Raw genomic sequence first — 14,182 nt, 5'->3', positions numbered from 1 at the left:
CGGCCCCACGTCCGGACTCGCCTGGGGATCGATGGCAGGTCCGCGACGTCTTGTCAGGGGTGTGTCGCAGGACGTGCTTGTCCGGCGCTAAGGGTCGATGAGCAGGTAGCGGGCGAACCACTGCCGGGCAGCGTCGGCCGCAGCCCGAAGCGTTCCGACCTCCTCGAAGAGGTGCGTCGCCCCGGGGATCACGGTCACCTCGTGTTCGCAGCGCACCAGCAGCGCCGCCGCCTGCCGGTTGAGGTCGAGCACCACGTCGTCGTGGCCGCCCACCACGAGCAGCGTGGGCGCGGTCACCTGCGCCAGTCGGGGTGCGGCCAGATCGGGACGTCCGCCCCGGGAGACCACCGCAGCGATGCGCGCGCCGGGATCGGTGGCGGCCCACAGGGCGGCCGCGGCTCCGGTGCTGGCGCCGAAGTAGCCGAGCGGCAGGCCGGCGACGCCGGGCTGGGTCGCCAGCCAGCGGGTCACGTCGACCAGCCGCCGGGCCAGCAGCTCGATATCGAAGACGTTGGCGCGGTCGCGCCCCTCGTCGTCGGTGAGCAGGTCGAACAGCAGGGTGCCGAAGCCAGCCCCGTTCAACCGCTCGGCCACGAAGCCGTTCCGGGGGCTGTGCCGGCTGCTGCCGCTGCCGTGGGCGAACACCACGATGCCGGTGGGGTGCTCGGGGATCGTGAGGTGCCCGCCGAGGGCCACGGGCCCCGCGGGCACCGTGAGCTCCCGGTCGCGGGCACCCACCGGCGCCGACGCCACAGAACCGCGGTGGGCCCGCTCCAGGTACTCGATCACCGCCTCGTCGCGTGTCTGGGAGAAGTCGTCGTAGGACTCACCGATCGCGTAGAAGGGCTCCGGCGTCTCGACGGCGACCAGCTCGTCGGTCTCGTTGAAGCGCGACGTCCACCCCGGCGGGGCCACCGGGACCGCCAGCACCACGCGCGCGGCGCCCTGGGCAAGCGCGACCTGGCACGCGGCACGCGCGGTCGCACCGGTGGCGATACCGTCGTCGACGATCACCGCCGTCTTCCCGCGCAGCGACAGCCGGGGCCGCTCGCCGCGGAAGCGCCGGGCGCGCCGCTCGAGCTCGACCCGCTCCCGGGCCTCGACCTCGGCGAGCTCAGACTCGGACACGCGGGCGAGCCGGACGATGTCCTGGTTGATCACCCGGGCGCCGCCCTCCCCGATCGCACCCATGCCCAGCTCGGGCCTGTACGGCACGCCCAGCTTGCGGACCACGATCACGTCCAGCGGCGCCCCGAGCGCCTGCGCGACCTCGAACGCGACGGGTACACCGCCCCGGGGCAGGCCCAGCACCACCACCGGCTCCTGCGTCAGGTGGCCGAGCCGGGCTGCCAGGCGGCGGCCGGCATCGACCCGGTCGACGAAGCTCATGGACACCTCCTCGAACCCCACCCTGCCGCTGCGAGCCGGGTGTGGCAAGAAGCCACGGTGATCGGCGACCGCCGTCCTCGACCGGGTCTCCTTGCACCAGATGCACGGTGCGTGCCACTTCTCCGGGTGCCCGCCTGCTCGAGCACCTCTTCGGGACCCACGATCGTGCTGGGGGCCGCTGAAGGCCCGGCGCTGCCTTTCCTGCACTTTCACAGTGCTCTCCCTCCTGAGGGGGCCCTCGACGCTCGGCTGACGGCACTGACGAACGAACCTGCCACCGCAGCCGTGCGACGATCGGGCATGGCAGAAACGGGAGCGGCCGGACCGCCGGCGAGCGTGCGCGTCGGGCTCGTGGGCTACGGCCTCGGCGGGTCCTCGTTCCACGCGCCGTTCATCGACGCCACCCCCGAGCTGGACCTGGTGGCCGTCGTCACCACCGACCCTGGCCGTCGGGCCCTCGTCCTCCAGCGGCACCCGCTCGCCGAGGTCGTCGGGTCGGTCGAGGAGCTGCTCGCTCGCGCCGACCTGGACCTGGTGGTGGTGACCACGCCCAACGCCACCCATGTGCCCCTGGCCATGGCGGTCCTGCGCTCGGGGCGCCACGTCGTCGTCGACAAGCCCGTGGCGCCGACCGCGGAGGAGGCGCGGGCGGTGGCCTGGGTCGCCGCGGAGCACGGACGCGTGTGCATCCCGTTCCACAACCGCCGCTGGGACGGCGACTTCCGCACCGTCCGCGACCTCGTGGACCGTGGCCGGCTGGGACCCCTGCAGCGGGCGGAGATCCGGTGGGAGCGGTGGCGACCGCAGACCGTCGCCGCGCCGGGACGGGCCTGGAAGGACGATCCCGCCCCCGGGGCAGCCGGCGGTGTGCACTTCGACCTGGGACCGCACCTCGTCGACCAGGCGCTGCTGCTGCTGGGCCGCCCGGCGACGGTCTACGCCGAGCTCGGCACCCGACGTGCGGGCGCCCGAGCGGTGGACGACGCGTTCCTGGGGCTGACCTTCCCCGGCGGTGCCGTCGCTCACCTGACCATGAGCCTGACGGTCGGAGGACCGCTGCCGCGCTTCCACGTCGTCGGCCGGGACACGACCTACGTGGGCGTGACGACGATGGACCCTCAGGAGGCTGCGCTGGCCGAGGGCCGCCTGCCGGGCGGGCCGGGCTGGGGGAGCGTCGACGACTCGGAGTGGGGCGCGCTGCAGGCGGGCAACGAGACTGTGGCCGTCCCCACCCTGCCGGGCGACTACGGCGCCTTCTACCGGGGGGTGGCCAGGACCGTCCTCGCTGGGGACTCGCCGCCCGTCACCATCGGCGAGGCCGTCACTGTGCTCGAGGTTCTGGACGCCGCTCGTCGTTCGGCCGAGGACGGCACGGTGGTGCGGCTGCCGGAGAGACCCATGGCTCGGTGGAACGCATAGCCAAGGGCTCAGCTCGAGGGACAAGAAGGCGGCCGGTCGCGGAAGCGATCGACACCCAGGCCCTGACTACCGCTCTCACGCGGTCCCAACCGTCGGGCCGGGCGGCGTGCAGAGCCGCCACTGAGGTGGTCGTTCAGTTGCTCGATACGCCGAGCACCGAGCACGGTCTCGCCGGCAGCCACGATGCTCATCCACGTTCGTCACGGCGTCGAGCTGTGCTGTACCTGCACTCCCGCGCGGCTCAGTAGCGCGCCATCGTCCCTGTGAACGGGTCCTGCTCCGGCCGCTCGATCGGGACAATGCGCTGGCCGAGGGGGAGGAGCGCCAGCGGCACCATCTTCCAGCAGGCGATGCCGAACGGGATGCCGATGATCGTGAGGCACAGCAGCAGCCCTGCCACGAGGTGCGCGATCGCCAGCTCCCAGCCGAGCACCAGGAGCCACAGGACGTTGCCGATGACCGAGAAGACGCCGGCCTCCTGCCGGAACACCGTGCGCCGACCGAACGGCCACAGCACGTAGTTGGCCAGCCGGAACGAGGCGATGCCAAACGGGATGGTGATGATCAGCACGCAGGCGATCACACCGGCCACGACATACAGCAGTGCCAGCCACCAGCCGGCGAGAAGCAGCCAGAGGATGTTGCCCAGGGTGCGCATGACCCCACCGTATCGGCCGAGAACGCGAGTTCACGCGGGCTGCGGGCACCCGGCGGGTCAGTGGTGGCGCTGGTCCTCGTCCGTCCTTGACGGACAACGCCTCACGTTGATGGGCGGACGTCCCGAGGACGGCGGACCAGGGTCGAACGCGATGACCGCGCGGGCCTGTCGTGTCGCCGGGACCGGGGGCCTGTCCACGCCCACGGACCCGACACGCGACGGTCACGTGCGTCGATGATGCGGCCCGAGGTGACCCGCGGCCAGGCCGCAGGTCACCCAGTCTGCGGTCCAGTCCTCCGTCGCAGGGGGCTCGGCGACGCAGACGACTCCCGTGTTGCCGTCCTGGTCGGCGATCATGGTGAGAGACGGCACGTCGCTGTCGTCGGCGACGGTCCCACCCGCGGCGACGGCGGCGATTCGTTGCTCGGCCACCTCGGGCGCCACGTAGACCTCGACGTGGAACCGCTGACGCGGGGTCTGGTGCTCGTCGGCGTGAGGGCCGGGCAGCCGATCGAGGACGGTCGACGGCCCCGCGGTCAGGGCCGCTCCACCTTCCGCAGCGCGACCACGGTCGCGACGGCGGCGGTGGCCGCCTCGTGGCCTTTGTCCTCGGAGGACCCCGGCAGACCGGCGCGGTCCAGGGCCTGCCGCTCGTCGTCGCAGGTCAACACGCCGAAGCCCACGGGGACCCCGGTCTCGATCGATACGCGTGTCAGGCCGTCGGTCGCCGCCGCGCAGACGTAGTCGAAGTGGGGGGTGCCACCCCGGACGACCACGCCCAGCGCGACGAGGGCGTCGACCCTGCCGGTCCTGGCCAGGCGCGCGCAGGCAACCGGGAGCTCGAAGCTCCCGGGGACCCGCAGCTCGACGACGTCCGTCACGCCCGCTTCCGTCAGCCCCCGGCGCGCCCCGTCGAGCAGTCCGTCCATGACCTCGGTGTGCCAGGACGCGGCGACGACCGCGACGCGCAGGCCGCCGGCGTCGACGGACAGGGTGGGTGCCCCGGCCTTGCTCATGTTGTGCTCCTCGAGGTGATGGGTGCGGGGATGGCGTGGGGCTCGTGGCCGAGCTGCTCGGCCTTGGCCCGCAGGTAGGCGTGCGACTCCGGTGGTGGCACCGTCCTCGACGGCTCCGTCGCGATGACCGTGAGTCCGTGCCGCACGAGGGCGGTGGCCTTGTCCGGGTTGTGCGTGATCAGCCGCAGGGGTCGGTCGGCGAGGCCGAGGTCGTGCAGGATGGCGGCACCGGCCGAGTAGTCCCGGGCGTCGACCGGGAGCCCGAGCGCGTGCTGGGCAGCGACGGTGTCGACGCCGGTGTCCTGCACGGCATACGCCCGGAGCTTGTCGAGCAACCCGACGCCCCGGCCCTCGTGGCCGCGCAGGTAGACGACCACGCCGCCCTCGGTGGCGATGCGGGCCAGGGCGTCGTCGAGCTGCGGGCCGCAGTCGCAGCGCCGCGACCCCAGCGCCTCGCCCGTGAGGCACTCCGAGTGGAGCCGGACGAGGGGCTCGGGCCCGGGGTCCGGACGACCGACCAGTGCCAGGTGCTCGACACCGGTGACCAGGTCGCGGTAGCCGTGCACGAGGAGCTCGCCGTGGGCGCTCGGCAGCACGGTCGTCACCTCGCGCCGCACCGAGTCGTGGACGAGCCGGTAGGCGATCAGGTCGTCGATGGTGATCACCGGGAGCCCGTGCTCGGCCCCGAGGGCGGCGACCTGAGGACCGCGCAGCATCTCGCCCTCGTCGTCGACGAGCTCGGCGATGACGGCCACGGGCGCCACACCGGCGAGCCTGCACAGGTCGACCGCGGCCTCGGTGTGCCCGCGTCGGGTCAGCACCCCGCCCTCACGGGCGCGCAACGGGACGACGTGACCAGGACGGCGCAGGTCCCCCGCCGTGGTGCCGGGTGCTGCCAGCAGGCGCAGCGTGGTCGCTCGGTCGCCGGCGCTGATGCCCGTCGTGACGCCGACGGCAGCGTCCACCGTCACCGTGTAGGCGGTGCGCAGCAGGTCCTCGTTGTGCTCCACCATGAGCGGCAGGTCGAGCCGATCCGCCCACTCCACCGGCATCGGGGCACAGAGGTAGCCCGAGGTGTGGCGTACCGTCCAGCCCAGCCAGGACGTCGAGAGGTTCTCGGCGGCGAGGACGACGTCGCCCTCGTCCTCACGGTCGGCGTCGTCCATCACGAGGACGGGCAGGCCGGCCCGCAGTGCGGTCAGCGCCTCATCCACGCCGTGGCGGTTCACGTGGTGTCCCCGTCCCGGATGGCCAGCATCGACTCGACGTACTTGGCCAGCACGTCCACCTCGACGTTGACCTCCTCACCCGGCTGGCGGTTCCCCAGGGTCGTCCGTCCCAGCGTGGTGGGGATGAGGCTCACCGAGAAGGCCTGGTCGGTGAGGCCGGACACGGTCAGGGAGACGCCGTCGAGGGCGATCGACCCCTTGAGCACGATGTAGCGGCGCAGCTGCGGCGGGAGCGCGAAGGTGACGACCTCCCAGCGCTCCCCCGGCTCGCGGGAGACGACGGTGGTGGTGGCGTCCACGTGCCCCTGCACGATGTGTCCGCCGAACCTGCCGTCGGCGGGCATGGCCCGCTCGAGGTTCACGGCGTCTCCGGCCTGCAGACGCCCGAGGGTGGAGCGGTTCAGGGTCTCCGCCATGACGTCGGCGGTGAACCCTCCGGGGGTGTGGGCCGTGACGGTCAGGCAGACGCCGTCGACCGAGATCGAGTCGCCGTGGGCCGCGTCCTGGGCGACGGTGGGGGCCAGGACCTCGATGACGCTCGAGTCCTGGCCGTCGGTGCGAAGGGTGAGGGTGCCGAGCTCCTCGACGATGCCGGTAAACATGGATCAGTCCTCCTGGAGGGACGGGGCGGGTGGGGTGGGCTCGGTGGCCAGCGCCGCAGCCGGTGCTGCGGGAGGGTGGTCGGTCACGGGCTGGGGCAGGAGCCGCAGCCGAAGGTCTGGGCCGACCCGGTCGACGTCCGCGAGCTCGAGCCGCGCGGTGTCGGCGACCGTGGTGATACCGAGGTCGGGGACGGCCGACCGGCCGGTGCCGAGCAGCGCGGGGGCAAGGTAGACCAGCAGCTCGTCGATGCAGCCCACGGCCCAGAAGGCACCGGCCAGCGTGGGGCCACCCTCGAGCAGGACGGAGTGGACGCCCAGCAGGGCCAGTGCGTCGAGCACCTCGAACGGGTCGTGGGTGCGCAGGTGGAGCGCCGGCTCCTGGCCCTCGCTCAGCCGTGAGCCGCCAGGCCAATCACGGTGCCCCACGACGACGCGGAGGGGTTGTCGCGGCAGGGTGCTCCCGTCCGGGGTCCGGGCGGTCAGCGCGGGGTCGTCGGCGAGCGCCGTCCCGGTCCCGACGATGATCGCGTCGACGCAGGAGCGGAGGGCGTGGGCGTCGTGGCGCGCCTCGGGCGAGGTGATCCAGCGGCTGCTCCCGTCGGCCGCGGCGACCCGTCCGTCCAAGGTGCTCGCGATCTTCCAGGTCACGTGCGGCCTGCCGAGCACCGCTGCGCGGGCCCAGGCGGCCACCAGCGCCTGCGCCTGCGCGTGGTCGTGCTGCTCCACGGGCACCCCCTGGGCGGCCAACCAGGCCGCTCCGCCGGTGGCGTGCTCGGTCGGGTCGGGCACGGCGTACACGACCCTGGCCACGCCTGCCTCGTGCAGCGCTGCGGCGCACGGGCCGGTGCGGCCGTGGTGGTTGCAGGGCTCGAGGGTGACGTAGGCCGTGGTGCCTCGCGCCCTCGGTCCGGCCGCGGTAAGGGCCACCACCTCGGCGTGCGGGGTGCCCGCGCCGCCGTGGTGCCCCCGACCCACGACCGTGCCTGCGGTGTCCACCAGGACGCAGCCCACCCTGGGGTTGCGGTCGCGGTCCGGACCCCGCAGGGCATGGTCGACCGCCTGGTCCAGGTAGCGGTCGGGGCTCGTGCTCACCGCGTCCTCCGTCTCGTGCGGTGCCCCGGGCGGAGGGGAGACGGCGGTGCGGCGCAGGCCGTCGGCCGTGGGGGGACGTCCTGGGTCTGGGACCCGGACGTCGACGGCGTGCGGCCGACGCTCGCGCTGCCTCCCGTCCGGACTCTCACCGTCGGTCCCGGAGTTCCACCGGGTCAGCCGGCCACTGGATGCGGCCGGGTCGCGGACTGTCACCGCCGGTTCGGAATTGCACCGACCCCGGAGCGCGTGTCGTTTGCCCGGAAGCCTAGCTGACGCCCGCATCCTCCCTGTCTCCGGCACTCAGCCCCATCGGCGAACGTTCCCCCTGCGCACCGTGCGCCGGGAGGTCAAGTCCGCCGATGAGACTGGGCTTTCGCGGGTCCTATCTGGGTGAGGTCAGCCCTCCCTCGTGCCGCACGCCCTCTGCAGAGCGTGCTGGTCGCTGCCGCAGCCGTCGTGGCGCCGACGGAAGAGCCTCCAGGCGTGCGGTGAGGTCCGCGACGGTCTCCCGGGCGGTGCGGCCGACCCCGATGAGGGTCGCCGAGCCGGGGCCGGTCCAGTCGCCGTATCCGACCAGGTACAGCCGCGGCTCGGCGAGGGCGCGGGTGCCCGTGGTGGGGATGCGCCCAGCTGCTCCGCGCAGCCCGAGCGGCGCCAGGTGGGCCAGGTCCGGGCGGAAGCCGGTGCACCACAGCACGACGTCAGCCTCCTCCGCGGTGCAGTCGGACCACTCGACGCCGGTGCGGGTGAGCCGGGAGAACATCGGTCGCGCCACCAGGACGCCGCGCTCCCGGGCCTCCCGGACGGGCGGGACCATGACGACGTCGCCGAGGCTGGCCACCCCGCCGGGGTCGGGCCGGCCGGCGTCCAGCGCCTGACGTCGTGCAGTGGCCGCCATGAACAGTGCCCGCCCATCGACGTCGTCGGGCAGGAACGTCGGCGGCCGCGCCGTGACCCAGGTCGTCCGGGCAGCCTCGGAGAGCTCGGCCAGCACCTGGGCGCCGGTATTGCCGCCACCGACGACGACCACCCGCTGCCCGACGAACTCCTGCGGACCGGCGTACTGGGCGCTGTGCAGCTGGCAGCCGGCGAACGAGTCAATGCCGGGGTAGAACGGGACGAAGGGCCGGCCCCAGGTCCCGGTCGCGGACACCACAACCCGAGCAGCCCAGACCCCTGCGGTGGTCTGGACGAGCAGCCGTCCGTCGCCGTCGTCGTCAAGGCGGCTCACCCCGGTGACGCGGACCTCGTGGTGGACGGGCAGCTCGTACCGGTCCTCGTAGCGGGTCAGGTAGTCCACGACGTGCGCGGCCGGCGGGAAGCCCCGCCCCGTCGGTGCGGGCATCGGCCACCCTGGCAGCGACGAGTACTCCGCGGGCGAGAAGAGGCGCAGCGAGGGCCAGACGTGCGCCCAGGCTCCCCCCGGACCCGGGTTGGCGTCGAGCAGGACGTATCCGGTCCACGCCCGCAGGCCGGCACGCCTCAGGTAGTAGGCCACGGCCAACCCGGCCTGCCCGGCGCCAAGAACGGCGACGTCGACCTCGATCGGCTCGAGCTGCCAGGCCGACGTGTTCGGTGTGGAAAGGGACGGTGTCACCGGCCCGGAACCAGGGCCTCACCGAGGACGGCGCAGCGATGCGATACGGCGAGGTAGTCCACCAACGTGTCACGCTTCTGGATGCTGGCCAACCCTGCCTCCTTGGGACGACTGAGGTGGCCGGTGGTGCGGTGGTCGTGGCCACGGAGCGACCCTACCTTCGTCCCATCCTTCCTTCGATGAACCCCGACGGATGGACGTCCATGCCTCAGAAGACGGCGAATACGACGCCCCTCTCGGGGCCGGGACCCTTACGACCACGAGACGCCCCACCTGCCCACAAGGGTCATGCCGGGTCTGGTGCTCTCGCGCCCGTCGCACGAGAAGGTCCACGCCACGCCCTCCCGGTCAGGGCACTTCCCGAGCTAGCAGAGCAAAGGGATGCATCATGATGACAGTCCAGCACAGGTGGCCGACCGCCTGGTCCCGGAGACGGTCGATCGCGGCTACGACGCCCGGGCCATCCCGACGGCGAGCATCCCCAGCCTTGGCTCGGTCCAGGCGCTGGAGGTGGCTCGGGAGGCGCTGGAGGTCAGCTCTGTCGCTGACCACCACCGCTGTGCCGGTATGCCGTCGCCCTCCGAGGGGGACCCGGTCCCTGACCGGTCCCTGACCGCTCAACCCTGCTGCGCCTCCAGCCAGGTGGTGGTGAACGACGACAGGGCAGCATCGTCGACGGTGGAGCAGGTGAGCGTCCTCTGCGCCGTGACGGCGACCACGGCACTGGTCTGGTCCGGTACGGGAGCGGCGAGGGTGACCCCACCAGGGACGTCGGCGACCAGGGTGCGCAGGGCCTGGACGTCAGCCTCAGGCAGATCTGCCCGGTAGAGGAACGCGACGTGACCGTCGGCGAGCGAGTGACCGACGTCGGCCATCGGGGCGTCCTCGCCCGGATCGAAGAACTGCTTCTCCGCGTGCCCGCCGCCGCCGGGGAACTCCAGCGTCATGGCAGCCTCGGTGCACACTCGGGCAGCGGTGTCGGTCGGGGCGGCCGTCGTCTCGGCCGCCGTCTCGGGAGCCGCGACGGCCGCCGTGGGTGACTCCTCCTCGGTGAGGCCGCCGTAGAGGACGGTCGTGACGGCGAGGGCGCTGCCCGCTACGAGGCCGAGGCCCAGCCGCCGCGTGAGCACAGCGTGGTCCTCCCTTGTGCGGCCCCTCCACAGCCGCAGCACGACGGTGCTGACCAGCACCATGAGGCTGATGGCGATCAACTGACCGATCTCCAGGCCGACGTTGAACGCGACCACCTTGCCCAGCACACCCTCGTCGGGCAGGCCCAGGTCCTGCAGCCGCGTGGCCAGGCCCAGCCCGTGGATGAACCCAAAGCCAAGGATCACGACGGTGAAGCGCCGGTTCGGTCTCACCCGCTGAATCACGGCGACGGCGACGTAGGCGATGCTCAGACCGATCACGACGTCGACCAGCACGGGGTTCAACCGCCAGCCCGCAAGCGTGGCGAGGATCAGTGTCGTACTGTGACCCAGCACGAACACCGTGATGATCTTCGCGGCCGCTCGCGGAGTCCCGGCGACAAGAAGGATGCCGGCGATGAAGAGCAGGTGGTCCCAGCCCAGCAGCATGTGCTCGATCCCGAGCGGGATGAATCCCCATGCGTTCAGGTGGGAGGCGGGGCCGATGCCGTGCGCCCAGGCCGTGGCCGGCGTGAGGAGGACCCACATGAGCAACGCGGCAACACTCAGGCTGGGGCGCAGGAGTCGTGGACGGTGGCTGGAGCGCATGGGACTGTCCGTTCCTCGGGTTACGGCGAAGTGTAGGAGGCGCTGCGCACCCTGGAGACACGCCGGTCCGTCACCTACGCGCCGCAAGACCGCCCCGCTCGAAGGCTGGGCACGTCCGGGTGTCCGCATGGTGGCCAAGGACGCCACGTCGAGGTAGACCCTTGACCGAGCTGCAGCCGCGGCAGGGCCCAGACCAGCACAAACGTGGTGGGCCCCGTGGGACTCGAACCCACAACCTACGGATTAAAAGGGCGTCCAGGGGGTAGGTGGTCGACACCTGTAGGGCACTGACCTGCACAAACGTCGTTAGCTAGCGCAGCAGAGAGACGATGTTCTGAACCTGTGACGGCCTACTGACGGCCTACGCCAGCGACCACATGGCGCTGGAGATTCGCGCGGCTGGCTACAGCCTTGTCAAAGGCGCCGAGAGTGGAAGCGCGAAGGATCCGAGCCGCCGTTGGGCGCGTGCGTCCGTGTCGGTGGCTCCTGCCAGACTCAATCTCGTGAGGATCCTCCGATCGGCGCTGAAGCACGGATGCACGCCGTCGGACATCGCGCTCGCCGTCGCCACTGCCTGGCAACGCACTCAGGTCGGCGAAGACCCGGACAGGTGGCTCTACGTCGGTGTGGACGGATCGGCCAGACCACTGGAGATCGTCACGGTGGCAGGGGATGATGGTGCCGAGGTTGTCATCCACGCGATGAAGTTGCGCAAGCGGTACTACCCGAAAGGAGGGCACACGCATGAGTTATGAGATCACTGACAGCGTGCCCGGACTCACGGATGCGCAGGTCGCCGACCTGGTCCAGGAAGCGGAGGCCGGCCACGACCTGAAGACCCGCCCCTCCGAGCCGAATCCGCACTTCCATCGGGTTCAGCTGGTGCCCGAGGATCTGCTGGACGCCATCGACGAGCGAGCCGCCAAAGATGGGCAGTCGCCCGACGCCGTCGTCCGCGAAGCGCTCTCGAGCTACCTCGATACCGCCTGAACTGTCCTGCCCCCAGCGCCGGGTGAGCAGTCCCGTGACGTCCAGGTGGGAAGGTTCCGCGAATCATCACACCCAATTGACGCGAGCGACCTGCGGCAATAGCGTGCACCTTGTGTGATCGAGTCGGTCGCCTTCTCAGCCGCCACGATGGCGTACCGTGCTCGAGGTGACGGAGTTCGCTGACGATCGCGGGCCTGCCTGGACTCTCTTGCGGGGGGATGCCGGAGTTTTCCTCGACCACGCGGACGTGGTCACTGTCGATGCCGGTCCCGGCGCGTCGATGCGGTTCACAGGTGCCGGGCTGGAGCTGAAAGACCGGGGGCTTACCGAGATCGTGGAATGGTCGGCCATCGAGAGTTTGAGCGTGGACGTCCCTGGCCCGGTTCCTGCGCTGGACCCTCTGCGAGCCGCCCTCACCATCATCTCGCCCACTCCACTCAACATCCCACGGCGGGTCACCGTGCGCGGCTGGGTCGCCGGAGAGTGGAGAAGGTGGCAGCTGGGCCGGCCGCGGAGAACCAGCAGCCGCTTTCTGGGACTGGCCGCCCCGATCACGATCATCGTCGCAACCCTTCAGGAGGCCCAGCTGCCTTTCCAGCGACTTGCTGACCGTGAGTTCGTAGCTGCCCAACTCGACGATCTCGCGCGACTGCCCTACCTGCGCCGCTTCAGTCGAGGCCACAAGTACCTGTAAGACGTTAGACACGCAGCAAGTCGGCATATTGGACGATCCTCGCTGCGGCAAGAGCGGATGGGAGACTTCCGGGGTGGACGTTCCAGACCCGGTTGTCCTGATTGTCGACGGCGAGACGTTCAGCGCGCGAGCCGACGTCCAGCAGCCAGGAGCGTGGCACATGGACTGGGTCAGCGTCCCGAACCCTGGCTACGGCTTCACGACGAGGCGTTCCGATCAACAGTTGGAGTCGCGTGCGGAGTTGGAGAAGGGGGTCCGGTCATTCCTCGCCGAAATCGATGTCAACGGCACCGGGTACCTGAGCGACTAGGAGAGACAATCAGATCCGGCAGACGGCAGAAGAATGCGGCACCTGGCGCCTCGGACAAAGTATGCGTTAGGTGGCAACCGTTAGGAGGCGGTGAGTTTCGTACAACCGCCAGAACCCCTGGGGCGGCGGCAGTGGCGTCGCGTCGACCGAGCCCTCAAAGCACGTCAGGTGAGTGATTCACCAGGCAGGTAGGAGCTTGTCAGGTGCCCGAGCTGCACATGGTTCAGGCGCAGCTGGCATTGCTCCCTTGGGTCCTGTTCGTCCACCACGGACTCCACGACGACCCATCGTGGGGTCGACGATCGACACGCCGTTGGGATCGTGGCTATTAGGCTCTGGGGCGTCGCGGAGGTCGCCGCGCGGACGGAAGCCGATGCAATATCCCGAAGGATGAAATTGGGCTGAGGTGCGACGCGGACGAGCTGGCCCGTCCTATGGCGTCATACAATCACAGCGACCCGTGCTTGCGCTGGATACCCCGTGTCGCCTCCATGCTGAGAATTCTCATCCTCGGGCCGCCCACAATCTTCTCCTTAAGGTCCACGCCTGCGTCAGCCAAGGCGTCTGCTATCGCATCAGCCGACGCGCGGGGCGCTGTGAGTTGAGGCATATCGCCTTCCCAGTAGGCTCCGTCTCGTCGGCAGACGAAACCGATGCGGCCTTCGTCTGAGAGGAAGATCGCGACAGGTCCATGGCTGTCTTCATCCGTGATATGTTCAATTTCCGTCATGATCGTCCTCGTTCTTTGATGCGCTTCTGCAGCGCGGTCAGTTCCTCGGGTTGCTGGGGGTTCAAAGAGCTGATTTGCGCGGAAAGCGCTGCGGTTTCCGCCTTACCTTCACCGGCACCAGCACGTTGACCGAAGAAGAAGGCAACAATAGTGGTGAGCAAAGGCATAATGACAGCCAGGAGCGCCATAAGACGCGTATTGGGGTCGAATGACCCGCGGTATTGAGGCGTCAACCGGATCTGATCCTCCGGGCAGTTTATAATGGAGTTCGCCGGTTCAGCTTTGGAGGTCGTGCTCGCCTCGTCCTGGCTCCCGCCGGTTGCTTGTGCTGAGTCGTCCTCGGTCACGGAGTCGGAATCATCTCTCGCGGAGTCTGTTCCGGCTACACAGATCAGCGTTGGTGCGCTGTCGGGAGCGGGGTCAGCAAGTAGCGGGGGATCGTTGGCGGTCCACATGATGCCGATCGTGGCGAAGAGGTATCCTAGGAGCAGAGCTGCTGCGACGACTACCCCCACGACTGCAAGAAATCCCCCGCCTTTGCTGCCCTGAGATCCGTCCATCTCGCCACCTCCAACAGGTGAGGCCCCCTGAAAGGCGCCGGTGGAAGCAGGCTACTCCTCACTCCGGAGACGCGCTAGACCCAGTCTGAACATAGGCAGATGCCGGCCTGGCGTTCACCCGCAATCTCCCACGGGGGACTGCTGCACAGAAGGCGCT

Annotated in this window: 16 protein-coding genes and 1 riboswitch; of the genes, 5 read left to right on the top strand and 11 right to left on the bottom strand. The window is 70.4% G+C overall.

Going from position 1 to position 14,182, the window contains the following annotated elements; genetic code table 11:
- Nucleotides 1-87: 87 nt before the first annotated feature.
- Entirely contained in the window at nt 88-1,389 is a 1,302-nt protein-coding gene (locus tag ACI3ET_RS12015) for a phosphoribosyltransferase family protein (RefSeq protein WP_405033290.1), read from the bottom strand.
- 300 nt (nt 1,390-1,689) lie between these two features.
- Between ACI3ET_RS12015 and ACI3ET_RS12010 the strand changes: the two genes are divergently transcribed.
- Nucleotides 1,690-2,808: a Gfo/Idh/MocA family protein gene (locus ACI3ET_RS12010; RefSeq protein ID WP_405033289.1), complete on the top strand. Its 1,119-nt coding sequence runs from the start codon at nt 1,690-1,692 to the stop codon at nt 2,806-2,808.
- A gap of 241 nt (nt 2,809-3,049) precedes the next feature.
- Here ACI3ET_RS12010 and ACI3ET_RS12005 read toward each other — a convergent pair whose 3' ends face one another.
- From ACI3ET_RS12005 to ACI3ET_RS11970, 8 genes are all read right to left on the bottom strand, one after another.
- Nucleotides 3,050-3,466, bottom strand: coding sequence for a YccF domain-containing protein (locus ACI3ET_RS12005; protein WP_405033288.1), 417 nt, complete (start codon nt 3,464-3,466; stop codon nt 3,050-3,052).
- A gap of 222 nt (nt 3,467-3,688) precedes the next feature.
- Entirely contained in the window at nt 3,689-3,910 is a 222-nt protein-coding gene (locus ACI3ET_RS12000; RefSeq protein WP_405033287.1) for a hypothetical protein, read from the bottom strand.
- Between the two features lie 92 nt (nt 3,911-4,002).
- A complete protein-coding gene (ribH, locus tag ACI3ET_RS11995) occupies nt 4,003-4,482 on the bottom strand; it encodes a 6,7-dimethyl-8-ribityllumazine synthase (RefSeq protein WP_405033286.1) in 480 nt (159 codons plus the stop codon).
- Nucleotides 4,479-5,711 carry a 3,4-dihydroxy-2-butanone-4-phosphate synthase gene (ribB, locus tag ACI3ET_RS11990; protein WP_405033285.1) on the bottom strand — a complete coding sequence of 411 codons (1,233 nt, stop codon included), beginning with the start codon at nt 5,709-5,711 and terminating at the stop codon, nt 4,479-4,481. Before ribB ends, ribH begins: the two co-directional genes overlap by 4 nt.
- A complete protein-coding gene (locus tag ACI3ET_RS11985) occupies nt 5,708-6,313 on the bottom strand; it encodes a riboflavin synthase (RefSeq protein ID WP_405033284.1) in 606 nt (201 codons plus the stop codon). Before ACI3ET_RS11985 ends, ribB begins: the two co-directional genes overlap by 4 nt.
- A gap of 3 nt (nt 6,314-6,316) precedes the next feature.
- A complete protein-coding gene (gene ribD / locus ACI3ET_RS11980; RefSeq protein ID WP_405033283.1) occupies nt 6,317-7,405 on the bottom strand; it encodes a bifunctional diaminohydroxyphosphoribosylaminopyrimidine deaminase/5-amino-6-(5-phosphoribosylamino)uracil reductase RibD in 1,089 nt (362 codons plus the stop codon).
- A 121-nt stretch (nt 7,406-7,526) separates the two neighbouring features.
- A riboswitch (FMN riboswitch) is annotated at nt 7,527-7,653 on the bottom strand.
- A gap of 134 nt (nt 7,654-7,787) precedes the next feature.
- A complete protein-coding gene (locus ACI3ET_RS11975) occupies nt 7,788-9,002 on the bottom strand; it encodes an ArsO family NAD(P)H-dependent flavin-containing monooxygenase (protein WP_405033282.1) in 1,215 nt (404 codons plus the stop codon).
- Between the two features lie 617 nt (nt 9,003-9,619).
- Entirely contained in the window at nt 9,620-10,741 is a 1,122-nt protein-coding gene (locus ACI3ET_RS11970; protein WP_405033281.1) for a HupE/UreJ family protein, read from the bottom strand.
- 377 nt (nt 10,742-11,118) lie between these two features.
- Between ACI3ET_RS11970 and ACI3ET_RS11965 the strand changes: the two genes are divergently transcribed.
- From ACI3ET_RS11965 to ACI3ET_RS11950, 4 genes are all read left to right on the top strand, one after another.
- Nucleotides 11,119-11,496: a hypothetical protein gene (locus tag ACI3ET_RS11965; RefSeq protein WP_405033280.1), complete on the top strand. Its 378-nt coding sequence runs from the start codon at nt 11,119-11,121 to the stop codon at nt 11,494-11,496.
- Nucleotides 11,486-11,731, top strand: a complete 246-nt coding sequence (locus ACI3ET_RS11960; RefSeq protein WP_122263614.1) for a ribbon-helix-helix domain-containing protein — start codon at nt 11,486-11,488, stop codon at nt 11,729-11,731. The genes ACI3ET_RS11965 and ACI3ET_RS11960 overlap by 11 nt, the downstream gene beginning before the upstream one ends.
- A 166-nt stretch (nt 11,732-11,897) precedes the next feature.
- Complete coding sequence (locus ACI3ET_RS11955) at nt 11,898-12,425, top strand: hypothetical protein (RefSeq protein ID WP_405033279.1); 528 nt, start codon at nt 11,898-11,900, stop codon at nt 12,423-12,425.
- A gap of 73 nt (nt 12,426-12,498) precedes the next feature.
- Nucleotides 12,499-12,735 carry a hypothetical protein gene (locus tag ACI3ET_RS11950; RefSeq protein ID WP_405033278.1) on the top strand — a complete coding sequence of 79 codons (237 nt, stop codon included), beginning with the start codon at nt 12,499-12,501 and terminating at the stop codon, nt 12,733-12,735.
- 448 nt (nt 12,736-13,183) lie between these two features.
- On the opposite strand, the gene ACI3ET_RS11945 is transcribed toward ACI3ET_RS11950, so the two are convergent.
- Nucleotides 13,184-13,465: a hypothetical protein gene (locus ACI3ET_RS11945; RefSeq protein WP_405033277.1), complete on the bottom strand. Its 282-nt coding sequence runs from the start codon at nt 13,463-13,465 to the stop codon at nt 13,184-13,186.
- A complete protein-coding gene (locus tag ACI3ET_RS11940; protein ID WP_405033276.1) occupies nt 13,462-14,025 on the bottom strand; it encodes a hypothetical protein in 564 nt (187 codons plus the stop codon). The genes ACI3ET_RS11945 and ACI3ET_RS11940 overlap by 4 nt, the downstream gene beginning before the upstream one ends.
- Between the last annotated feature and the right edge of the window lie 157 nt (nt 14,026-14,182).

The sequence above is a fragment of the Ornithinimicrobium jinqii genome (genome assembly GCF_045032595.1).
Taxonomy (GTDB): domain Bacteria; phylum Actinomycetota; class Actinomycetes; order Actinomycetales; family Dermatophilaceae; genus Ornithinicoccus.
Note: the sequence above shows the minus strand (reverse complement) of the source record. Positions and strands in the feature narration are given on the sequence as shown.